At 67.9% G+C, this 19,794-nt stretch carries 23 protein-coding genes; 11 read left to right on the top strand and 12 right to left on the bottom strand.

Features of this window, described 5'->3' with window-relative positions:
* A partial coding sequence (locus AB0P11_RS13045) for a chaplin family protein (RefSeq protein ID WP_363522381.1) occupies positions 1 to 694 on the top strand: 694 nt, incomplete at its 5' end.
* A 256-nt stretch (positions 695 to 950) separates the two neighbouring features.
* Here the strand turns inward: AB0P11_RS13045 and rplI are convergent.
* From rplI to rpsF, 4 genes are read right to left on the bottom strand one after another with little or no spacing between them, the layout of a single operon-like run.
* Positions 951 to 1,403, bottom strand: coding sequence for a 50S ribosomal protein L9 (rplI, locus tag AB0P11_RS13040; protein ID WP_053098203.1), 453 nt, complete (start codon positions 1,401 to 1,403; stop codon positions 951 to 953).
* An 11-nt stretch (positions 1,404 to 1,414) separates the two neighbouring features.
* Positions 1,415 to 1,669: a 30S ribosomal protein S18 gene (rpsR, locus tag AB0P11_RS13035; RefSeq protein WP_042541518.1), complete on the bottom strand. Its 255-nt coding sequence runs from the start codon at positions 1,667 to 1,669 to the stop codon at positions 1,415 to 1,417.
* Between the two features lie 50 nt (positions 1,670 to 1,719).
* Positions 1,720 to 2,229: a single-stranded DNA-binding protein gene (locus AB0P11_RS13030; RefSeq protein WP_053098204.1), complete on the bottom strand. Its 510-nt coding sequence runs from the start codon at positions 2,227 to 2,229 to the stop codon at positions 1,720 to 1,722.
* 5 nt (positions 2,230 to 2,234) lie between these two features.
* Positions 2,235 to 2,603 carry a 30S ribosomal protein S6 gene (gene rpsF / locus AB0P11_RS13025; RefSeq protein WP_029264265.1) on the bottom strand — a complete coding sequence of 123 codons (369 nt, stop codon included), beginning with the start codon at positions 2,601 to 2,603 and terminating at the stop codon, positions 2,235 to 2,237.
* A gap of 226 nt (positions 2,604 to 2,829) precedes the next feature.
* Between rpsF and AB0P11_RS13020 the strand changes: the two genes are divergently transcribed.
* On the top strand, positions 2,830 to 3,543 hold the full coding sequence (locus AB0P11_RS13020; protein ID WP_230101270.1) for a hypothetical protein: 714 nt from the start codon (positions 2,830 to 2,832) through the stop codon (positions 3,541 to 3,543).
* Positions 3,544 to 3,732: 189 nt separating this feature from the next.
* On the opposite strand, the gene AB0P11_RS13015 is transcribed toward AB0P11_RS13020, so the two are convergent.
* Genes AB0P11_RS13015 through AB0P11_RS12995 form a run of 5 tightly spaced genes read right to left on the bottom strand, consistent with a single transcriptional unit; the run spans position 3,733 to position 9,006 of the window.
* Complete coding sequence (locus AB0P11_RS13015; RefSeq protein ID WP_053098206.1) at positions 3,733 to 4,572, bottom strand: ATP-binding cassette domain-containing protein; 840 nt, start codon at positions 4,570 to 4,572, stop codon at positions 3,733 to 3,735.
* Positions 4,565 to 5,440 (bottom strand): ABC transporter ATP-binding protein, encoded by an 876-nt coding sequence (locus AB0P11_RS13010; RefSeq protein WP_083569412.1) that lies wholly within the window; start codon positions 5,438 to 5,440, stop codon positions 4,565 to 4,567. The genes AB0P11_RS13015 and AB0P11_RS13010 overlap by 8 nt, the downstream gene beginning before the upstream one ends.
* A complete protein-coding gene (locus tag AB0P11_RS13005) occupies positions 5,437 to 6,348 on the bottom strand; it encodes an ABC transporter permease (protein WP_053098207.1) in 912 nt (303 codons plus the stop codon). The genes AB0P11_RS13010 and AB0P11_RS13005 overlap by 4 nt, the downstream gene beginning before the upstream one ends.
* Positions 6,345 to 7,406 carry an ABC transporter permease gene (locus AB0P11_RS13000; RefSeq protein ID WP_053098208.1) on the bottom strand — a complete coding sequence of 354 codons (1,062 nt, stop codon included), beginning with the start codon at positions 7,404 to 7,406 and terminating at the stop codon, positions 6,345 to 6,347. Before AB0P11_RS13000 ends, AB0P11_RS13005 begins: the two co-directional genes overlap by 4 nt.
* Before the next feature lie 13 nt (positions 7,407 to 7,419).
* Positions 7,420 to 9,006: an ABC transporter substrate-binding protein gene (locus AB0P11_RS12995; RefSeq protein WP_363522377.1), complete on the bottom strand. Its 1,587-nt coding sequence runs from the start codon at positions 9,004 to 9,006 to the stop codon at positions 7,420 to 7,422.
* 149 nt (positions 9,007 to 9,155) lie between these two features.
* On the opposite strand from AB0P11_RS12995, the gene AB0P11_RS12990 reads away from it, so the two are divergent.
* Positions 9,156 to 9,743, top strand: a complete 588-nt coding sequence (locus tag AB0P11_RS12990) for an Lrp/AsnC family transcriptional regulator (RefSeq protein WP_230101269.1) — start codon at positions 9,156 to 9,158, stop codon at positions 9,741 to 9,743.
* A 19-nt stretch (positions 9,744 to 9,762) separates the two neighbouring features.
* Here the strand turns inward: AB0P11_RS12990 and AB0P11_RS12985 are convergent, their stop codons facing one another.
* Entirely contained in the window at positions 9,763 to 10,122 is a 360-nt protein-coding gene (locus tag AB0P11_RS12985) for a hypothetical protein (protein ID WP_230101268.1), read from the bottom strand.
* A 216-nt stretch (positions 10,123 to 10,338) separates the two neighbouring features.
* Here AB0P11_RS12985 and AB0P11_RS12980 point away from each other — a divergent pair, with 216 nt between their 5' ends.
* The 8 genes from AB0P11_RS12980 (at position 10,339) to AB0P11_RS12945 (ending at position 18,422) form a co-directional block, all read left to right on the top strand.
* A complete protein-coding gene (locus AB0P11_RS12980; protein ID WP_363522374.1) occupies positions 10,339 to 11,301 on the top strand; it encodes a hypothetical protein in 963 nt (320 codons plus the stop codon).
* Entirely contained in the window at positions 11,298 to 12,413 is a 1,116-nt protein-coding gene (locus AB0P11_RS12975) for a DUF3137 domain-containing protein (RefSeq protein WP_230101266.1), read from the top strand. Before AB0P11_RS12980 ends, AB0P11_RS12975 begins: the two co-directional genes overlap by 4 nt.
* Positions 12,414 to 12,785: 372 nt before the next feature.
* The gene (locus AB0P11_RS12970) at positions 12,786 to 13,481 is read left to right on the top strand and encodes a DUF1684 domain-containing protein (RefSeq protein ID WP_056275568.1); all 696 of its coding nucleotides are present in this window, start codon (positions 12,786 to 12,788) and stop codon (positions 13,479 to 13,481) included.
* A gap of 28 nt (positions 13,482 to 13,509) precedes the next feature.
* Positions 13,510 to 15,003, top strand: coding sequence for an ABC transporter substrate-binding protein (locus AB0P11_RS12965; RefSeq protein WP_363522371.1), 1,494 nt, complete (start codon positions 13,510 to 13,512; stop codon positions 15,001 to 15,003).
* Between the two features lie 53 nt (positions 15,004 to 15,056).
* Positions 15,057 to 16,019 carry an ABC transporter permease gene (locus AB0P11_RS12960; RefSeq protein ID WP_053098213.1) on the top strand — a complete coding sequence of 321 codons (963 nt, stop codon included), beginning with the start codon at positions 15,057 to 15,059 and terminating at the stop codon, positions 16,017 to 16,019.
* On the top strand, positions 16,016 to 16,876 hold the full coding sequence (locus AB0P11_RS12955; RefSeq protein WP_363522368.1) for an ABC transporter permease: 861 nt from the start codon (positions 16,016 to 16,018) through the stop codon (positions 16,874 to 16,876). The genes AB0P11_RS12960 and AB0P11_RS12955 overlap by 4 nt, the downstream gene beginning before the upstream one ends.
* The gene (locus AB0P11_RS12950) at positions 16,873 to 17,670 is read left to right on the top strand and encodes an ABC transporter ATP-binding protein (protein WP_363522366.1); all 798 of its coding nucleotides are present in this window, start codon (positions 16,873 to 16,875) and stop codon (positions 17,668 to 17,670) included. The genes AB0P11_RS12955 and AB0P11_RS12950 overlap by 4 nt, the downstream gene beginning before the upstream one ends.
* The gene (locus tag AB0P11_RS12945; protein ID WP_363522364.1) at positions 17,667 to 18,422 is read left to right on the top strand and encodes an ATP-binding cassette domain-containing protein; all 756 of its coding nucleotides are present in this window, start codon (positions 17,667 to 17,669) and stop codon (positions 18,420 to 18,422) included. Before AB0P11_RS12950 ends, AB0P11_RS12945 begins: the two co-directional genes overlap by 4 nt.
* A gap of 118 nt (positions 18,423 to 18,540) precedes the next feature.
* Here the strand turns inward: AB0P11_RS12945 and AB0P11_RS12940 are convergent, their stop codons facing one another.
* On the bottom strand, positions 18,541 to 19,005 hold the full coding sequence (locus AB0P11_RS12940) for an HIT family protein (RefSeq protein ID WP_320489276.1): 465 nt from the start codon (positions 19,003 to 19,005) through the stop codon (positions 18,541 to 18,543).
* Positions 19,006 to 19,362: 357 nt separating this feature from the next.
* Positions 19,363 to 19,764, bottom strand: coding sequence for a DUF779 domain-containing protein (locus AB0P11_RS12935; protein WP_187249170.1), 402 nt, complete (start codon positions 19,762 to 19,764; stop codon positions 19,363 to 19,365).
* Between the last annotated feature and the right edge of the window lie 30 nt (positions 19,765 to 19,794).

Here is a 19,794-nt window from a genome sequence, read left to right as displayed (position 1 = left end):
GTCCCGAGGCAGCAGCACCGGAGCGGAGACGTCCGGAGACGACGGAATCGCGAGCGGCACCCAGGTCGTCGCACCCGTCACCGCACCGATCGACGTCACCGGCAACGCCATCTCCATCCTCGGAGACAGCGAATCCACCGGCGGCACCAGCACCGGCACCGCAGGAAGCCCAACCACCGGCAGCACCACCACCGGAGACGACGGAATCCTCGGCGGCACCCAGGTCACCGCACCCATCACCGCACCGATCACGATCGGCGGCAACGCCATCTCCGTGGTCGGCGAGAGCACGGTGACGCCGCCGACGACGGACCCGGGCACTGATCCCGGAACGGACCCGGGCACCGACCCCGGCACCGACCCGGGAACCGACCCCGGAACGAACCCCGGCACCGACCCCGGCACGAACCCCGGCACCGACCCGGGAACGGACCCGGGAACCGACCCCGGAACGAACCCCGGAGTCGACCCCGGAACCACCCCCGGAATCGGCATGAATCCCGGAACGGTGACAGCCGTCGGCACGGGCGCCACCGCAGCCGCTGCCGCGAGCGGCACAGCTGCGACGGCATCCGAACCCATCGAGGGACTGGCCGCCACAGGTGGTTCGTCCTCGATCGCCTTCGTGTCGCTCGCCACTCTCCTGCTCCTCCTCGGAGCGGGGATGCTGCGCCGCCGCCGTGTGACGGCGTAGCCGCAGACCCCGGCGGTGTCGACGTCCTCGGGGGAGGAGATGCGACACCGTCGGTGTGCGGGTCCCGCGACGCCCCGCGCAGGTTCCCCAGACCTGCCCGCGTCGGCGATGCCGCACAGTTCACGGATGCCCCGCGTCCCCAGCGCGGGGCATCCGTCGTGCCCGCCACTCCCCCGAGCGAGTGCGCCCCGACAGCCCCGCACACGCAGAACGCCCCCTGTCCCGAAGGACAGAGGGCGTTCGAGAGCGTCGCGCCTTACTTGGCGGCGACGACCTGCAGCGTGATGACTGCGGTCACGTCGTCGTGCAGACGAACCGTGGCCTCGTGCTCACCGGTCGTCTTGATCGCCGACGGGATGTGCACCTTGCGCTTGTCGATCGAGCCGAGACCCGCGGCTGCGACAGCATCCGCGATGTGATCGGTCTTGACCGAACCGAAGAGACGACCCTCGTTGCCGGCCTTGACGGCCAGGCGCACCTTGGTGTTCTCGAGGGAGTTCTTCAGGGCCACGGCCTCGTCGCGGTCGTGGATCGCGCGAGCCTGACGAGCAGCCTGGATCGAAGCGACCTGCTTTTCGCCACCGCGGGTCCACGCCGTAGCGAAGCCCTGGGGGATGAGGTAGTTGCGGGCGAACCCGTTCTTGACCTCGACCACGTCACCGGCGCTACCAAGCCCGGCGACCTCGTTCGTGAGAATCAGCTTTGCCATCTCGTTACCCCTTACCGGCCGGCGCCAGCGTAGGGCAGGAGTGCCATTTCGCGCGCGTTCTTGATCGCGGTGGCGATCAGACGCTGCTCCTGCACCGAAACACCGGTGATACGACGGGCACGGATCTTGCCGCGCTCCGAGACGAACTTACGGAGGGTGGAGACATCCTTGTAATCGATGACTCCGACCCGGATCGACTTCGCGGGAGCGGTGGGCTTGCCACCCTTCCGCGGCTTGCGGCGGTCGCCGCTCGACTTTCCAGCCATTGTTTTTCCTTAATTATGAGTCGGATGCCGAAGCATCCGGAGATCCTGTTTCAGAAGGGGGTGTCGTCACCGAAGCTGCCCGGAGTGCTCCAGGCATCTGCGCTGGTCGACGAGCCGGGCGTAGACCACGGCTCTTCCGACACCTGCTGCTGCTGTGCGGGACGGGACTGTCCGCCACCGCCGCCGCCACCGGTCGACGCCGCACGGGTGACCTGCGCGGTCGCGTACCGAAGCGAGGGGCCGATCTCGTCGACCTCCAGCTCGATCGCGGTGCGCTGGTTGCCCTCGCGGTCCTGGTAGGAGCGCTGACGCAGACGGCCCTGCGCCATGACGCGCATGCCCTTGGTCAGCGAACCCGCCACGTGCTCGGCGAACTCGCGCCAGACCGACGCGCGGAGGAACAGCGCTTCGCCGTCCTTCCACTCGTTGGCGGCGCGGTCGAAGTTCCGAGGCGTCGAAGCGATGGTGAAGTTCGCCACCGGCAGTCCGTTCTGCGTGTAGCGCAGCTCGGGGTCGGCCGTGAGGTTGCCCACCACGGTGATGACTGTTTCGCCGGCCATCGGACTCAGGCCTTCGCAGCCTTGGCGGCCTTGCGGGCAGCCTTCTCTTCAGAGCGCTTGGCCTCCGAAGCGACCATCGCCTGAGCTTCCTCAGAGCGAAGGACCTTCGTGCGCATGATCTGCTCGTTCAGCTTCAGCTGACGGTCGAGCTCCTGCGTGGCCTCGCTGGTGGCGGTGAAGTTGACGACGGCGTAGATGCCCTCGTTCTTCTTCTGGATCTCGTAAGCCAGACGGCGCTTGCCCCAGATGTCGACCTTGTCAATCGAGCCACCATCGTTGGTGATGACCTTCAGGAACTTGTCGAGCGTAGGGGCGACCTGGCGCTCGTCGATCTCGGGGGTCAGAATGACCATGAGTTCGTACTGGTGCGTCACTTACCCACCTCCTTCGGACTAGAACGGCTTCCGGGACTTTCCCGGAAGCAGGAGGGTGTGTGCACGTCATCCGCCGAGCCACCCGAGTGGGTGCCTGATGGCAGACAACCTTGACAGTGTAGCGGAGAAACCTTCGGAGTGCCCCCACGCGCATCACCTCGCACTTGGCATGCTGGAATGCGTGCGTGCTGACTCTCAGTGCGCACACGACCGAAGGGGGAACGCCATGCGCGTCAACAAGTGGGGGGTCGGCATCGTCCTGGCCGCCACCGTACTGCTCACCGGGTGCACCGCGGGTGCCGAAGAGCCCGCCGATTCGGAGCCGACGTCGGCCGCCGAGGAGACGCCTGCGACCGACGGTGCCGCATCCGATTCCGACTGCCCCGAGCTGTCGGAGGGTGCGACGGTCGACGGCGCCGAGCTCGGCGCCTGCATCACCGAGGCGATGACCGACACCGCCGGCTATGCCGCCAAGACGTCGATCCTGGGTATGGACACCACCGCCCGGTTCAACCCCGAGACGGATGCCGTCGAGACGATCACGCCCATGGGCTCGCTCATCCTGATCGGCGACGACGCATGGGTGAAGACGCCGACGACCGAGTGGCAGGTCGCCGACCCGAACTCGAGCGACCCGATCGTCGCCGCTCTCAGCAGCGGTGCCGCCACGGCCGCGGGCACCGACCCGGCCACCGCCGCCGGCGCCCTCACCGGCGAGTTCACCGTCACCGGGACCGGCACGCGCCTGGGTCAGGACGTGTATCTCGTGAGCGGCACGTCCGAGGCGCAGGGCGTCGCCGTCGACGTCGTCTTCGAGGTCACCGAGGACTACGTCGTGCTGGCCACGAGCGGCAGCACCGAGGCCGCGGGCCAGATGATCGAGACCTCTCTCGAGATCACCGAGTGGGACGTCGAGCAGGACATCGTCGCCCCGCTCTGAACCACGAGCGGATGCTGCGGGCCGGGGCTGACGCCTCGGCCCGCAGTGCGTTCCGGGTCGCTTCCTGTCGGCATGGATCGGCGATGGGGTCGGCGATTCGGAGGAGATCTGCGATCGGGAGGAGCATCCGGCTCGGAGCATCCTCCCGTCCGCGGATCTCCTCCCGAACGACCGAGCCGACAGCGCGGCTCAGTCGAGGACGGGGGCGATCTCCGACCAGACGGTCCGCTCGTTCGTCGAGGGGGCGACCGGGATGCGGCCCGCACCGTCGGGCTCGGGGATCGCAGCGAGCAGGGCCTGCGTGTACGGATGCTGCGGTGCAGACCACACACGGTCGGTGGCCCCGGCTTCGAGCACCCGCCCGGCGAACATCACGAAGGTGCGGTCCGCGATGCGGCGGACCACGGCGAGGTCGTGCGATATGAACAGCATCCCCGCGCCGGATTCCGCGACGAGGTCTCGCATGAGCCCCGCGACGCTGGTCTGGGTCGATGCGTCCAGGGCCGAGATCGGCTCGTCGGCGACGAGCAGCGACGGCCGCGCGGCGAGCGCTCGCGCGATCGCGAGTCGCTGCTTCTGCCCGCCCGAGAACTGGTGCGGGAATCGCGTCGCGACTTCGGTCGGCAGGCCGACGCGGTCGAGCCACTCGGCGACCGTCGACCCTTCGGCACCCCGAGCCCGAGCCGTGGCGATGCCGTCGGCGATCTGATCGCCCACGCGGCGACGAGGGTTCAGCGAGGTCGACGGATCCTGGAACACCATCTGGATGCCGGTGAGCGCCAGGTCGCGTCGACGGATGCCGAGCGGCTTCACAGGAGCGTCGCGGAAGCGCACCTCTCCCCCGGCGAGCTTCTCGATGCCGACGACCGCGCGGGCGAGGCTCGACTTGCCGCTGCCGGATTCGCCCACGAGCGCGACGGTCTCTCCGGGGGCGACGGTCAACGAGACGCCGTCGACGGCGACCACCGGAGGACTCCCGGGGTAGCGCACGACGACGCCCTGCGCGTCGAGGACGGCGACTTCACTCATCTCGGGCCTCCTCTTCGGCATCCTGCACTGCCGACTCCGGCAGCACCGGATCGAGCAGCGCGGGATCCGCGTCGGCGGTCGCGATCTTCGACCCCGGTAGCGCCGCGAGCAGCGTGCGAGTGTATTCGTGCTGCGGGTCGCGGAACAGCGTCTCGCGGTCGGCCCGCTCGACGATCTGCCCGTTCTTCATCACGGCGACCTCGTCGGCGATCGCGCTCATGACGCCCAGGTCGTGGGTGACGAGCAGCACCGCGAGGTTGCGCTCGGTCGCGAGGTCGCGCAGCAGCCGCAGGATGCCGGCCTGCACCGTGACGTCGAGTGCCGTGGTCGGCTCATCGGCCAGCAGCACCTCGGGGTCGCACGCGAGGGCGCACGCGATCGCGATGCGCTGGCGCTGTCCGCCGGAGAACTGGTGCGGATAGCGCTTCAGCGCAGCATCCGGGTTCGGCACCTGCACGGTCTCGAGCAGTTCGATGGCCCGAGCCTTCGCCGCCTCGCCTCGCAGTCCGAGGTGCACGCGCATGTGATCCGTGAGCTGGCGGCCGATCGGCAGCTGCGGGTGCAGCGACGCCGAGGGGTCCTGGAAGATCATCGCGATGCGCCTGCCGCGGATGCGGTTGAGCGCCCGCCGGCGCATGCCCACCAGCTCCTCCCCCGCGAGCGTGATCGATCCGCCCGTGCGTGCCTGCCGGGGCAGGAGTCCGAGGACGGCCAACGAGGTGAGCGTCTTGCCGGATCCTGACTCGCCGGCGAGACCGTGGATGCGTCCGGCCTCGAGGTCGAGAGAGATGCCGTGCACGAGAGGACGACCGATGTCGATCGTCAGGTCGCGGATGCTCAGAGCACTCGTGGGGGCCGAAGCGCTCATGCTGCCGCTCCCTTCGCGGAGGCCACATGCTCGGCTTGCTTCTCGTGGGTGACCTCGGCCGTCGGGTCGAGGATGTCGCGCATCGCATCACCCAGGAAGTTGAATGCCAGCACCACCGTGAGGATCGCGAGTCCCGGGAAGACTCCGAGCCACCACGCGTCGAAGTTCTGCATGGCCGCCGAGATCATGGAGCCCCATTCGGCGGTCGGCGGCTGCGCGCCGAGACCGAGGAACGAGAGTCCGGACAGCAGCAGGATCGCGGCGCCGATGTCGAGCGTCGCGAGCACCAGCACGGGGCCGGCGATGTTCGGGAGGATGTCGATGAACAGCGTCCGCAGCGGCGAGTGGCCGAGCAGGCGGCCCGCGATCACGTAGTTCTGGCCGCGGAGGCCCAGCACGATGCTGCGGGTGACTCGCGAGTACTGCGGCCACGAGACGACGATCGCCGCGATCACCGCGTTGAACAGCGACGGGCCGAGGGATGCCGCCACCACCATCGCGAGGATGACGGTCGGGAACGCCATGAACAGGTCGGTGATGCGCATCAGCGTCTCGTCGACCCAGCCGCCGAAGTACCCGGCGACGGCGCCGACCACGGTGCCGATGATCATCGCGGCGATCACGAGCATGAGCGCGAGCGGCAGGCTCACCGTCGCACCCGTCATCAGACGCGAGAAGATGTCGCGGCCGTTGCCGTCGGTGCCGAGCAGAGTGTCGATGCCCGGCGCCTGCAGTCGTGGCAGCACCTGAGCGTTGGGGCCGTACGGCACCCACCACTGCGCGGTGAAGGCGACGATGATCCAGGCGCCCGCGATCACGGTGCCGATCACGCCGAGGGGCGTGCGCCAGGCGCGCGGCCAGCGGAAGCGGAACCGCCAGGGGCCGGATGCCGAGTCGATGCGGCTCATGCGATCCTCACTCTCGGGTCGAGGACGCCGTAGAGCAGGTCGACGACGAAGTTGATGAGGAGGTAGATGAACCCGACGACCAGGCCGACTCCCATGATGCCGGGCAGGTCGAGGTTGGCCGCCGAGTTGTAGGCGTAGGTGCCCAGGCCGGGCCAGGCGAACACCGACTCGACGAGCACGGTGCCCGAGAGCAGGGATCCGAAGGCGACGCCGACGACCGTGAGGATCGGGAGGGATGCCCCGCGCAGGACGTAGTCGAGGATCACGCGCATCGCCGGAAGGCCCTTGGCCCGGGCAGCACGCACGTAGTCGCTGCCCAGCACCTCGAGCACGGAGGTGCGGATGAAGCGGGTGAGCAGGCCGATCGTCACGAGCGACAGCACCATCACCGGCAGCGCCAGGTGGGCGAGCGCGTCGGCGAATCCGACGCCGTCTCCGTTGAGGAGGTAGTCGACCGTGTAGAGCCCGGTGATGCGGGGCGGCGGCGTGATCGACGGCGAGATACGACCCGAGCCGGGGGCGATGCGCAGCTCGAGGAAGAACACGTAGAAGCTGACCAGCGCGAGCCAGAACGTCGGCACGCTCAGACCGATCAGCGTCACGATGCGGATCACCTGATCGGTGACGAGTCCGCGCCGGTAGGCGGCGAGGGTGCCGAGCACGACGCTGACCGCGAGGCTGAGGATGATGGCGCCGATCGCGATCTCGATCGTCGCCGGCACCGCGGTGGCCAGGTCGCTGGTGACCGGTCGCCCGGTCACCAGCGATGTGCCGAGGTCTCCGCGAAGGAGATTCCCCATGTAGATGAAGTACTGCACGAACAGCGGCTGATCGAGGCCCTGGGCCTTGATGAACGCCTCGCGCGTCTCGGGATTCTGCGATGCTCCCTCACCCAGTGCCGCCGACACGGGGTCGCCGGGCACGAGGTTCGTCAGTGCGAAGGTCACGATCGTGACCCCCACGAGAAGGAGCAGCGAAGTGCCGATCCGGCGAAGCAGGTATCCGACGAGCGGCGACCTGCGACGCTGTGCTTGCCGTCGCACGGCCACCGTCGTCATGAGTCAGCTCCGATCAGCCGGCAGGCGTGATCTCGGCGATGTCCATCTCCCACACCGAGTTGTACACGGCGCCGGTGACGGCATCCGCCGTGGCGATGTTGCGACCGGGGACGATCAGCGGAACGAAGGGACCTTCGGTCTGCATCGCCTCGGCGAACGAGGTGAAGGCCTCGCTGCGCTGGGCCTCATCGGTAGCGGCGGCAGCACCGGCTGCGATGCCTGCGATCTCGGGGTTCGCCTCAGCCGCCCAGCCGGCACGCAGGCCGACCTTCAGACCGGGAGCGAACGGAAGGAAGTTCGCCGAGTCGGCGTAGTCGGGGCCCCAGAACCACAGGCCGAAGCCCTCGGTGCCGTTGACGTACGCGTCGAGCTCGGTGGCGAACGGGGCAGGCGCGAGTTCGACGGCGATGCCGGCATCCTCGAGCTGAGCCTGGACGCGCTCGGCGAGCGGGGTGAACTCCACACCGCCGACCGGGTAGTCGTTCGGGAACTGCAGCTTCAGGGTCTGACCCGTGTAGCCGGCCTCGGCCAGAGCAGCCTTCGACTTGTCGAGGTCCTGCTCCACACCGCTGTCGAGGGCGCCCTCGAATCCGGGCGGGATCACTCCGGTCGCCTGCACGGCGCCGGCACCCGCGAGCTCGAGCAGCGCGTCGTAGTCGAGCGCGTAGCGGATCGCCTCGGCGATCTTGACGTTCGCGAGCTCGCCCGCGACGGCCTCGGACTGGTTGAGCAGCAGGAAGATCGTCTGGCCCGACGGCACCGACTCGACGTTCAGTCCGTCGCCGAGGCCCGAGACCTGGTCGCCGTTGAGGTCCATCGCGACCATCGAGTCGCCGCCCTTGAGGTTCGCGAGCTGCGTCGCACTCTCCGAGACGTTGCGCACGACGACACGGGCGTATTCAGACTCTTCGTCGCCGTTGTACTCGTCGCTCTTGGTCAGCACGACCTGCGACGAGAGGTCGAGGGTGTCGAGCACGAACGGTCCCGAGCCGGCGGAGGTTCCGTCGAGGAACTCCTGTGCGCTGTCGGTGCCGTCGGTGGTTCCGCCGTTCGCGATCACGACGTCGGAGTTGACGATGCCGAGCGCCGGGTTCGCGAGGATCGCGGGCAGCTGCAGCAGCGGCGTCTCGGAGGTGATCGAGATCGTCTTCTCGTCGACCTCGGTGATGGTCAGACCGCCCAGGAGGAAGTTCGGCTTGGCATCGGTCATGCCCTGGATGCGCTGCAGGGTGAAGACGACGTCCTTCGCCTCGATCGGCGAGCCGTCGGAGAAGACGCGGTCCCCCTCGAGCGTGAACGTGAACTCGGTCGCCTCGTCGTTCTGCTCCCACGATGCGAGGCCGGGGACGGGGGTCGAGACGTCGGAGCCCTCGAAGTCGACGAGCGTCTCGTAGAGCGCCTTGGCGATCATGTTGCCGGTCGGGTCGTAGGTGTGACCCGGGTCGGCGGTCTCGATCGAGAACGCGGTGTCGATGACGAGCGAATCGGAACCGGAGGATTCTCCGCCGTTGTTCGCCGAGTTGCCACCGGAGCAACCAGCGAGGGCGAAGAGAGCGACGGCTCCGATCGCGATGACGGACGTGCTGCGACGTGACGACATATGGGCCTCCAGGGGCGAGGAGTTTCATCGGGTTCGGTCGACGCCGGGTGGACGACCGGTGATCAGATTCGCATTGTATGGGACTATGTGTCCAGCAAGAATGCAGACGTCATCACAGTCTGTCCAAGACCCCGCCCGTGAGGAGCATTGTGTCCACCAAGAGCGACGAAGCTACGAGGCAATCTGGACGAAGTGCCGCCCCACTGGACGACATCGGATACAGAATCCTCGAGACGCTGCGTGATAACGGTCGTATCTCGATCGCCGCACTGGCCGAGACCGTCGGGATCTCGCGGGCCAACGCCTATACCCGCGTCGAGACGCTCATGCAGGACGGAGTGATCACGGGATTCAGCGCCCGCGTCGACCAGTCGAAGGCCGGGCTGTCGATCGGTGCGCTGGTCTTCGTCACCGTGCACCCGCAGGCCTGGGCGTCGTTCCGCGAGAGCGTGCTCGAGATGCCCGATGTCGAGTGGTGCGCCATCACCACCGGCGAGCACGACGCCATGCTGCTGATCCGTGCGGTCGACGTGAGCGGCGTGCACGAGTTCACGACGGGTGTCATCGCGCAGCTGCCCGAGGTGCGCACGGTCGTCAGCGTGGTCGTGCTCGACGAGGTCATCCGCCGGTCGTTCCTGCTGCCGAGCGACCTGCCCGAGCGCGACCTGGCCACGCCGCTGGGCATGACGCGGTGGACGCCGGCGACGCCGGGCCGCGACATGCTCCCGCCACGCTGACCCGCGGCGGAACGAGCCGTCAGGCGGCTGCGGGCTCTTCGCAGACGCTGAGCTGCGGCAGTCCGTGCATCTCGTAGTGCTCGACGAGGCGGATGCGACCGTCATCCGTGAGCTCGAGCCGGCTCTCCCCGTCTCCGGTCACGACGGTGCCGTCGGAGACGAGCACGTGCACGAACGAGACCCAGATGGTGTCGCCGGTGCGGGTGCCGACGAAGCGCCCGAAGGTGACGGTGTCACCGGAGTAGTCGCCCCAGATCGCCCCGTCCTTCTCCCAGTACACGAACTCGCTGGGCGATTCGGGATCCACGGCCGAGGTGGTCGACGAGACCATCAGGAACCGGCGGCCGTCGAGGGAGGGGATGGTTGCAGTCGTGCTCACCCTCCGATTATGGAGGGGGTGGCGGCGACTCTCATCTCGCCTCGTGAACCGTCTGGGTCGGCCGCCGGACGGGCGCGCGGAGCGAGACGAATTCCGCAGAGAGGCTCCCCGGCGCGCCCTTTCGTCTGACCACACGATCGGGGTCGAGGTGCCGCATCGCCGTCGAGACCTCGGGAGTCGGGAAGGCCCCCGGGTACCGTGGGTCGCATGCACTGGATGCCTGACACCTCTGCCGGAGACTGGCTGCGCGAGCGTCTCGACGACCCCTGGAACTCGACGATGCACGCCGTGGTGCCGCACGGCTTCCCCGCGTATGCGCGCATCCTGCACCCTGCGATCGTGCGATCGCTCCCCGACCGACCGGTGCCGACCTACGACGACTACGACCGGATGCCGGAGGCCGAGCGACAGTCGCTCCTCGATCGGTTCATCGATGAACCGGCGACATGGGCGCAGACGGCCGCCGCCTTCGGCACGACGCTGCATCCTCTCGCTCAATGGCAGCGGATCGTGCGCACTCCGCCGGAGACCGACTGGAACGCGCGGATCTCCCCCGACGGGCGCGAGTTCACCGCGCCGATGGACGGCGCCGTCTCGTCCGAGATGCTCGCGACCGTCGTGGGTCATCTCGTCTCGCACACCGCGACGCCGGATGCCGGATTCGCCGCGCTCTGGGAGGGCACGGGCGGGTTGCTGGGTCACCTCGGACACGGCCCCTCGCGCACCTTCCTCACGTTCGACGACGACCCGAACCACCGGGCGATGCTCGACCGCAGCATCCGCGATCCGCTCAACAACGCGTTCCGCAAGCCGACGTGGCAGGAGGGCATCCTGTCGCGCGAGGTCTCGGAGGGTCCTCGGCTGCAGCTGCGGGACCGCGATCACGTGCTGTTCCGTGGTGCGCCGAGCACGTTCGCGCGTCGGGACTGGGTGCTCGACGTGCCGTGGCGGGATCGCGAGTCCGAGGAGCACGGGTTCGCGCCGGCCGCGCAGAGCCCCAGCATCCTGTGGCCCGACGATCACGCCTGGGTGCTCGTCACCGAGGTCGACTACGACTCGACGATCATCGCGGGGTCCGCCGAGCTGATCGCCGAGCTCATCGCCGACGACCTCCTCGAGGTCTTCGCCATCCCCGAGAACGCCGAACTCACGTGGGACTCCGACGAGGTGAACCGATGACGGCACCGCAGCCGGCCGCATCGTTCGACGCCCGCCCGCTCACCGATCCCGTCGACGCCCGGGCCGTCAGCACCTTCAACGCCGAGCTGCGCTCGCGGGGCAAGATGGGCGGCTCGGCCACGACGATCGTCGCCTTCGTGATCTTCGGCATCGTGTTCCTCACCGCCATGACGGTCGTCGGCGCGACGATGGTCTCGCTGCTCACCGATGCAGGGTCGTCGTCGTTCGCCGGCATCGGGATCCTCGTCGCCGCAGTCGTCGGGATCACGATCGCCACCGTCGGCTGGCGCCGATCCCGCATCGCGCGGTACCGCCTCGACGCATTCGCCCGGGCGAACGGGATGACGTACGAGGCCAGGGTCGCCGACCCTGCCCTTCCGGGCATGCTGTTCGGCCTCGGACGCTCCCGAGAAGCCACCGATCTCGTGCGAGGCGCGAAGCCTCGCTTCGTCGAGTTCGGCAACTACCGATACACGACCGGGTCGGGGAAGAACTCGACCACCCACCGCTGGGGCTACGTCGCCGTCAAGCTCGATGTGCCCCTGCCGAACATCGTGCTCGACGCCAAGGGCAACAACGGCTTCGGGTCGAATCTGCCCGCGTCGTTCCAGCGCGAGCAGCGCCTCTCGCTGGAGGGCGACTTCGATCAGTACTTCACGCTGTACTGCCCCGAGGGGTACGAGCGTGACGCGCTGTATCTGTTCACGCCCGACATCATGGCCAGGTTCATCGACAATGCCGCCGAGCTCGATGTCGAGATCGTCGACGACTGGATGTTCCTCTATACACAGCGCAAGGCGTCGACCCTCGACCCTGCGACCTGGGCGTGGCTGTTCGGAGCCGTCGGCGCCTTGATGACGAAGCTCGATCAGTGGGAGCGCTGGCGCGATGAGCGTCTGCGGCTCGAGAGTGCGGCTCCGGCATCTCCGTCGCCCGCCCTCGCACCGGTGGGCGCGTCCGCGAGCCTGCCCTTCGCTCCGCCGGCCGGTCTTCTCGCTCCCCCGCCAGGAGTCGCGCGTGAGGGACGCCGGCTGAAGCGCAGCTTCCAGTGGGTGCCGATCGTGTTCCTCGTCGGTTTCGCACTGATCTGGTTCTGGTTCAGGTCGTTCTGAGGGAACCCCCGAGGGTGGGTTGTGGGGGTGGGTGCTGACTGGGGATCAGCGCTCCCACCCCATCCCCCCTCGGGATCAGAAGAAGATCTGACTCTCCCTCCGCAGGACGGTCGAACCGTCCACGCGCGGGTCAGCTGGGGACTGACGACTCTGCGCGTATATGAGTAATGGTATACCGGTATACGTTGCATTCCATTGCGTCCGAGAGACTCGACCGAACACGTTGCATCCGGTCCAGAAACGTGCGAAATGAGGGTCTGGGGCGCCTTTCCGACACCGCATTCGTGCATGCCCTCCTGGCACCGTGATCTCCGTTACCCAGAGTGACGCGTCCGGCCCCACCCCCGTCTGCATGCAAGAGAATGGAAGGTGATGTCTGAACTCGAAGATCACACCCAGTGGCAGGCCGATCGCCGCGCCTCCGTCACCTCTGCGACCGGCAACCTCGCGCTGATCGAGACCCGCTGGACGGGCGAGGCTCCCGATCTGGATGCCGAGCGGCAGGCCTCATCCGACACGGTGACCGTGACGCCGATCCAGCGCACGAACATCGAGACCGGGGAGGCCGAGCACGGGCTGCGCGTGTGGGATGCCGAGTCCCCCGCCATCCGCGCCTTCGACCGCATCGACACATACGAGTACGACCCGGCATGGGTTCTGGAGGGGCACTTCACGCCGGTCTCCGGCGATCGTCGGGTGTCGTTCGAGCACATCCGCGACAACGGCGGCACGCGTGAGCTCGTCGTCCCCGGCGACATCCACTTCGTGCTCGACGGCCGCGCGTACGACCTTGCGGCCTTCGACGACGGCGGCACGCTGCTGCTCGTCTTCGGCGACGAGACGAACGGTTCCGAGACCTACGGATCCGGCCGCTTCCTCTTCGTAGAGCTCCGTGACGACGAGGGCACCGTGGTGCTCGACTTCAACCGCGCCTTCGTGCCGCCGTGCGGATTCAGCGCCCAGTACAACTGCCCGCTGCCGCCGGCATCCAACCGCTTCCCCCTGCCTATCCGAGCAGGCGAGAAGAACGTCGTCTTCCGCGACGGCTTCGACATCTACGCGGCGTGACGCCGCGCACCCTCACCCTGGAGCACTCATGAGAAGAACCCGCATCCTCGGCGCGCTCGGCGCCGTCGCCACGCTCGCCCTCGTGGCCGGCTGCGCGTCGGGCGCCACCGACGACGCCGCGAGCGAAGACGCCACCATCTTCATCGGGTCGCTGTACGAGCCCACCAACCTGAGCAACACGCAGGGCGGCGGCCAGGGTGTGACCGAGGCACTGACCGGCAACGTCTACGAGGGCCTCTATCGCCTGACCGACGACGGAGAGGTCGAGCCGCTTCTCGCCGAAGACGCCCAGGTGTCGGATGACGGCCTGACCTACACGATCACTCTGCGCGACGATGTGACGTTCCACTCGGGTGACCCGCTCACGTCCGCCGACGTGAAGTCGAGCATGGAGGCCGTCACCGCCGAGGACTCCGTGTCGGCGCGCAAGTCGAGCTTCACGACCATCGCCGACATCGCGACGCCCGATGACCAGACCGTCGTCTTCACGCTGTCGCAGCGGTCGATCTCGTTCCTCTACAACCTCAGCTACGTCTGGATCGTCAACGACGAGGCCGGTGACATCACCGGCACGGAAGACGGCACCGGCCCCTACACGCTCGACGAGTGGAAGAAGGGCTCGACCCTGACCCTCGAGCGCTGGGACGACTACTGGGGCGAGCCCGCCAAGAACGGCGAGGTCGTCTACACGTACTTCACCGACGCGACCGCTGAGAACAACGCTCTGGCCACCGGCGAGATCGACGTGATCACCAGCGTGCAGAGCCCGGACTCGCTCGCGCAGTTCGACAGCGACGACTACGTCATCAGCGAGGGCACCTCGACGACCAAGGAGCTGCTCGCCTTCAACGACCGGGTCGCCCCGTTCGACAACGCCCTCGTGCGCAAGGCGATCTACTCGGCCATCGACACCCAGAAGCTGCTCGAGTCGATCTGGGGCGACTACGGCACGCTCATCGGATCGATGGTGCCGCCCACCGACCCCTGGTACGAGGACCTCACCCAGGTGAACCCGTACGACGTCGACCTCTCGAAGGATCTGCTCGCGCAGGCCGGCTACGCGGACGGCTTCACCTTCACGCTAGACACCCCGAGCTACGACCCGCACCCCGCCGTCGCGGAGTTCCTGCAGTCGCAGCTCGCCGAGGTCGGCATCACGGTCGAGATCAACACGATCAGCGCCGACGAGTGGTACACGAAGGTCTTCAAGGAGCAGGACTTCGAGGCCACCCTGCAGGAGCACGTGAACGACCGCGATGTGGTCTGGTACGGCAACCCCGACTTCTACTGGGGCTACGACGACGCCCAGGTGCAGCAGTGGGTGGCCGAGGCCGAGCAGGCCGCCACGACCGACGAGCAGACAGCTCTGCTGAAGCAGGTCAACGAGAAGATCGCCGAGGATGCCGCGAGCGTATGGTTGTACCTGTACCCGCAGATCGTGGTCGCCTCGAGCGACCTCAGCGGTTACCCGGTCAACGGCCTGAACTCGCAGTTCTTCGCCTACGACATCGTCAAGTCCTGACGCGCGAGGGGGATGCCGCGTGTCGGCATCCCCCTCTTTCATCCTGAGAAGCCATGCTCGCCTACCTGCTGCGCCGCCTCGCGTTCCTCGTGGTCTCGCTCGTCGTCGCGATGATCGCGATCTTCGTGCTGCTGCGGCTGCTCCCCGGCGACCCGGCGAACGCCCTGCTCTCGGTGAATGCGACACCCGAGCAGATCGCCGCCGCCCGCGCACAGGTCGGCTCGGATCAGCCCCTCCTGCAGCAGTTCACGACCTGGGCCGGTCAGCTCCTGCGCTTCGACCTCGGTGAGTCGTTCCTGAGCTCGCGTCCGGTCGGCCCCGACATCGCCGATCGCCTCGCCGTGACCCTCCCACTCACACTCATCGCGTTCACCGCCGCCCTTCTCGTCTCCCTGGTGATCGGCATCACCGCCGCCGTGAAGTCCGACCGCTGGTACGGCATCGCGCTCTCGGGATTCGCGCAGCTGGGTGTTGCCGTGCCGGTGTTCTGGGTGGGCGTCGTGCTCGTCTGGATCTTTGCACTCGGCCTCGGCCTGCTGCCGTCCGGCGGATTCCCGCGCGACGGCTGGGAGGATCCGGCCGACGCGCTACGCTCTCTCGCGCTGCCGGTGACGACGATCGTGATCGTGATGAGTGCATCCCTCAGCCGTTACGTGCGCTCCGCCACCCTCGACGTGATCGGCAGCGATTACCTCCGCACCGCGCGCGCCGGCGGGTCGGGCATGTCCGAGGCGCTGCTGCGTCACGGAGTGCGCAACGGCTCGGTGCCGGTCGTCGCGGTCCTCGGCATCGAGCTGTCCACCACGCTGCTCGGCGCGGTCGTCGTCGAGAGCGTCTTCACTCTTCCCGGTCTCGGCAGTCTGCTGCTGTCGGCCATCGAACAGCATGATTTCCAGGTCATCCAGGGCGTCCTCGTCGTCAGCACCCTCTTCGTGCTGCTCGTCGGGTTCGCCGCCGACATCGTGCAGCGCCTGATCGATCCGCGACTGCGCACGAGCGTCTCGGGCAACCGATGAGCCGCGTCGCCGAGCAGCTGATCACCGGATCCGTCCCCGTGCGGAGGCGGCCGAAGGCGACCCTGCTGATCGGGCTCGTGCTCACCGGCATCATCGTGCTCATCGCGCTGGTGTCGCTGTTCTGGCTCCCCTATCCGCTCGCCGACACGAGTGGAAGTCGTCTCGAGGGGCCGAGCGCCATGCACCTGCTCGGCACCGATCGGCTCGGCCGCGACCTGCTCTCGCAGCTCATGTGGGGTGCGAGGATCGCCTTGATCGTGGGCATCTGCTCGGTCGCTATCGCCGCCGTTCTCGGCGTGATCGTCGGACTGATCGCCGCCTTCTCGCGACCATGGGTCGACGACACGCTCTCCTCCGGACTGGACGTCGTGATCGCCTTCCCGGTGCTGCTGCTCGCGATGCTCGTCGTCGCGGTGCAGGGAGCGTCGCTGTGGTCGGCGGTGCTCGCGATCGGACTGGCGATGTCGGCGGTCGTCGCGCGTCTCACCCGCATCCTCTCGCGCCGCGTGCTGCAGGAGCAGTACATCACCGCCGCACGCACCAGCGGCACGGGTGTGCTCGGCATCGTGTTCGAGCACGTGCTGCCCAACATCGCACCGACCCTCGCGGTCAGTCTGGCGCTGCAGTTCGGTGCCGCGGTGCTCGCGGAGGCGAGCCTGTCGTACCTCGGGCTCGGTGCCCCGCCGCCCAACGCCTCGTGGGGTCGGATGCTGCAGGAGGCGCAGGGCACCGTGCTCACCGCTCCCGTCGGCGCTATCGCCCCCGGCATCGCGATCATCGCCCTCGTGCTCGGGGTCAACTTCCTCGCCGACGGCCTGCGCGATCTCGCCGACCCGACCCGCAGGAGGAGCCGATGAGCATTCTCGAGGTCGCAGGGCTCACCGTTCGCTCCAGATCCGCGGCTCTCGTGCGCGATGTCTCGTTCTCGCTGCAGCCCGGCGAACGCCTGGGGCTGATCGGCGAGTCCGGGTCGGGCAAGTCGCTCACCTCGCTCGCGGTCACCGGCCTGCTGCCGGATTCTCTCGTCTCGTCCGGGTCGGTGCTGCTCGACGGGCACCAGGTCGTCGGTGCGCGGGATGCCGACCTGAGGCCGTTGCGCGGACCCGTCGCCCAGATCGTGTTCCAGGAGCCGCTCACGGCGCTCGACCCTCTGATGAGGGTCGGTCGCCAGATCGCTGAGCCGCTGCGTCGTCATCTCGGCCTGCGCGGCGCGGAACTGCGGTCGGCCGTCACGGCGGCGCTCGATGAGGTGTCGCTGTCTGAGCCGCGATTCGCGCGCGCCTACCCGCACGAGCTGTCCGGCGGTCAGCGCCAGCGTGTGGCGATCGCCATCGCCTTGGCCGCCCGGCCACAGCTGCTCATCGCAGACGAACCCACCACCGCGCTCGACGTGACCGTGCAGGATGCCGTGCTCACGCTGCTCGAGCGACTCGTCGCCGAACGCGGCATGGCGTTGCTGTTCATCAGCCACGACCTCGCCGTCGTGTCTCGCATGGTCGACCGCATCGTCGTGCTGCGCGATGGTCTGGTGGTCGAGGAGGGGGCGGTCGCCGAGGTGCTGCGGCGCCCCGCGGAGCCGTACACGCGGATGCTGGTCGACAGCGCTCGCGCGCTCGATGCGTTCCTCGATGCGAAGGAGGCTGACGCATGAGCCTCCTCGAACTGCGCAGTGCCGGCTTCGCCTACGGATCGCGCCGGGTGCTCGACGACATCTCGCTGAGCCTCGACGAGGGAGACTCGCTCGGCCTCGTGGGCGAGTCGGGTGCGGGCAAGTCCACGATCCTGCGGCTGATGCTCGGGCTCTCGGCACCACGCGATGGACAGGTGCTCTTCGACGGTGCTCCCCTGTCGCTGCGCGACCGTGCGCAGATGCGCCGCTTCCGCGCGAGCGTGCAGCCGGTGTTCCAGGATCCGTACTCGTCGCTCGACCCCCGTCAGCGCATCGACCGCATCATCGGCGAGCCCCTGCGTTCACTCGGCCTCGCCTCCGGCGCCGACGCGCAGCGCCGCATCGCCGAGGCCCTCGAGTCGGTCGGGCTTCCCGCCGACACCGCCCGCCGATACCCGCACGAGTTCTCGGGCGGCCAGCGTCAGCGCATCGCGATCGCCCGAGCCGTGGTCTCGCGCCCGCGCGTGCTGCTCGCCGATGAGCCGGTGAGCGCCCTCGACGTGACGACGCGCGTGCAGGTGCTCGAGCTGCTCGACCGCCTGCGTCGAGAGAACGGCCTGTCGCTCGTGATGGTGTCGCACGATCTCACCGCGATCGCGTCAGCCTGCGACCGCACCGTGGTGCTGCAGAACGGCCGCGTCGTCGAACAGGGCGCCACCGCATCCGTGCTGCACGCACCGCAGGACCCGTACACCCGGGCGCTGGTCGACGCGGTTCCGCGACTCCCCCGCTGAGTCGCGGCAGTCGCTCGTCATGGATGGCTGGCCGTTTCACGGATGGCTGCCCGACCGTCGGGGTGTCTACAGCCAGCCGACATCGTCCAGCAGGGTGGCCGCAGACGACTCCGTGGTGTCAGGCTGACGCGTGCCAGGCCTCTCGGAGTGCGACCACAGAATGGGTCATGTCCGAGTCAGGGAGATGCACAGGTCCATCGGAGATGTCCACGTTCTGAAGCGGGTCATCCGCCAGATGCTGCGGGAACACATGGCAGTGGAGATGCGGGGCCCGATGTCCCATCACCAGGTAGTTGATCTTCCGCGGGTCGAATGCCCTGTCGATGGATCGGCCCGCTCGTTGGACGTCGCGCCAGAACGCGCTGAGCTGGCCGGCATCCAGCTGACCGAGGTCAGTGAGATGCTCACGGAGGATCACGACGGTGTAGCCGGGATGCGCCTGGTTTCGTACCAATCGGACGTGAGTCATCTCGGTCGAGGCCACCAGGATGCTGTGCTCGTTCTCCGGCAGATGTGCGTCGGCACACATACCGCAGACCTCCGGGTCCACGAGTTCGGCCCACTCCTCATCCGTCCACCACATCGGCCCATGGTAACCAGGCGCGAGGGCGGCCACGGTAGAACTCACGGCATCCCCTCCATGCTTTGGCTGGTTGCTCCGGCAGCCTGTCGCGGTTTCGCCCGGATGGATCCGCGAAATCGACTCCACTCACCGGGGCTGAAATCCGTATCGCTTCATCGTCTCCTCAGTCGTGCGCAACTCACCGGCCGCTGACTGCCTTCGTGCGTCTTCAATATCCTGACCGATGCCTGGCTGCGACAACCAAAAGTCGACGAGAGGCGATACGCAGTCCTTCAACTCACTCCTGTATACGCGCTGCATCTCGCCTTTCTAGTCCGATGCGCTGCCAACAGAGGCATACTTCTGGCCACATTTCCCTCAGCTCCCCGAAGGCGCGAGGCCGAAGTACTGCAGCTCCGCGTCGTTCAGCATCCGCGAGCGGATCAGGAACCGCATTCCAGTGGGACCCTCGACCGAGAAGCCGGCACCGCGGCCCGGCACGACGTCGATCGTGAGGTGGGTGTACTTCCAGTACTCGAACTGCGATTCCGACATGAAGACCTCGACCGGGGAGTCGAGCCCCACATCGAGGGCGCCGAGCAGCACATCGCTCGGCCCGGTGATGAACATGCCGACCGGGTAGCACATGGGTGACGAGCCGTCGCAGCATCCGCCCGACTGATGGAACATCAGGGGTCCGTGCTGCACGGTGAGATCGCGGATGAGGGATGCCGCGGCATCCGTCACGTCGACCCGCTGATAGGTGCCGATGCTGACCATGGTCCGAGCCTTCCTGCAGGTGGTTCCGGG

Origin of the sequence: Microbacterium sp. NPDC079176 (assembly GCF_040686675.1) — a bacterium.
Taxonomy (GTDB): Bacteria; Actinomycetota; Actinomycetes; order Actinomycetales; family Microbacteriaceae; genus Microbacterium.
The sequence above is the reverse complement of the archived record's forward strand: the minus strand, read 5'-3'. Positions and strand labels throughout refer to the sequence as shown.

Coding starts and splice junctions, on each gene's coding strand:
- AB0P11_RS13005 (WP_053098207.1), bottom strand. CDS start 6,348: ATGAGCCGCATCGACTCGGCATCCGGCCCCTGGCGGTTCCGCTTCCGC.
- AB0P11_RS12970 (WP_056275568.1), top strand. CDS start 12,786: ATGTCTGAACTCGAAGATCACACCCAGTGGCAGGCCGATCGCCGCGCC.
- AB0P11_RS13020 (WP_230101270.1), top strand. CDS start 2,830: ATGCGCGTCAACAAGTGGGGGGTCGGCATCGTCCTGGCCGCCACCGTA.
- AB0P11_RS12945 (WP_363522364.1), top strand. CDS start 17,667: ATGAGCCTCCTCGAACTGCGCAGTGCCGGCTTCGCCTACGGATCGCGC.
- AB0P11_RS12935 (WP_187249170.1), bottom strand. CDS start 19,764: ATGGTCAGCATCGGCACCTATCAGCGGGTCGACGTGACGGATGCCGCG.
- AB0P11_RS13000 (WP_053098208.1), bottom strand. CDS start 7,406: ATGACGACGGTGGCCGTGCGACGGCAAGCACAGCGTCGCAGGTCGCCG.
- AB0P11_RS13010 (WP_083569412.1), bottom strand. CDS start 5,440: ATGAGCGCTTCGGCCCCCACGAGTGCTCTGAGCATCCGCGACCTGACG.
- AB0P11_RS13030 (WP_053098204.1), bottom strand. CDS start 2,229: ATGGCCGGCGAAACAGTCATCACCGTGGTGGGCAACCTCACGGCCGAC.
- AB0P11_RS12960 (WP_053098213.1), top strand. CDS start 15,057: ATGCTCGCCTACCTGCTGCGCCGCCTCGCGTTCCTCGTGGTCTCGCTC.
- AB0P11_RS12950 (WP_363522366.1), top strand. CDS start 16,873: ATGAGCATTCTCGAGGTCGCAGGGCTCACCGTTCGCTCCAGATCCGCG.
- AB0P11_RS12975 (WP_230101266.1), top strand. CDS start 11,298: ATGACGGCACCGCAGCCGGCCGCATCGTTCGACGCCCGCCCGCTCACC.
- AB0P11_RS12980 (WP_363522374.1), top strand. CDS start 10,339: ATGCCTGACACCTCTGCCGGAGACTGGCTGCGCGAGCGTCTCGACGAC.
- AB0P11_RS12995 (WP_363522377.1), bottom strand. CDS start 9,006: ATGTCGTCACGTCGCAGCACGTCCGTCATCGCGATCGGAGCCGTCGCT.
- AB0P11_RS13015 (WP_053098206.1), bottom strand. CDS start 4,572: ATGAGTGAAGTCGCCGTCCTCGACGCGCAGGGCGTCGTCGTGCGCTAC.
- AB0P11_RS12940 (WP_320489276.1), bottom strand. CDS start 19,005: ATGTGGTGGACGGATGAGGAGTGGGCCGAACTCGTGGACCCGGAGGTC.
- AB0P11_RS12965 (WP_363522371.1), top strand. CDS start 13,510: ATGAGAAGAACCCGCATCCTCGGCGCGCTCGGCGCCGTCGCCACGCTC.
- rpsR (WP_042541518.1), bottom strand. CDS start 1,669: ATGGCTGGAAAGTCGAGCGGCGACCGCCGCAAGCCGCGGAAGGGTGGC.
- rplI (WP_053098203.1), bottom strand. CDS start 1,403: ATGGCAAAGCTGATTCTCACGAACGAGGTCGCCGGGCTTGGTAGCGCC.
- AB0P11_RS12955 (WP_363522368.1), top strand. CDS start 16,016: ATGAGCCGCGTCGCCGAGCAGCTGATCACCGGATCCGTCCCCGTGCGG.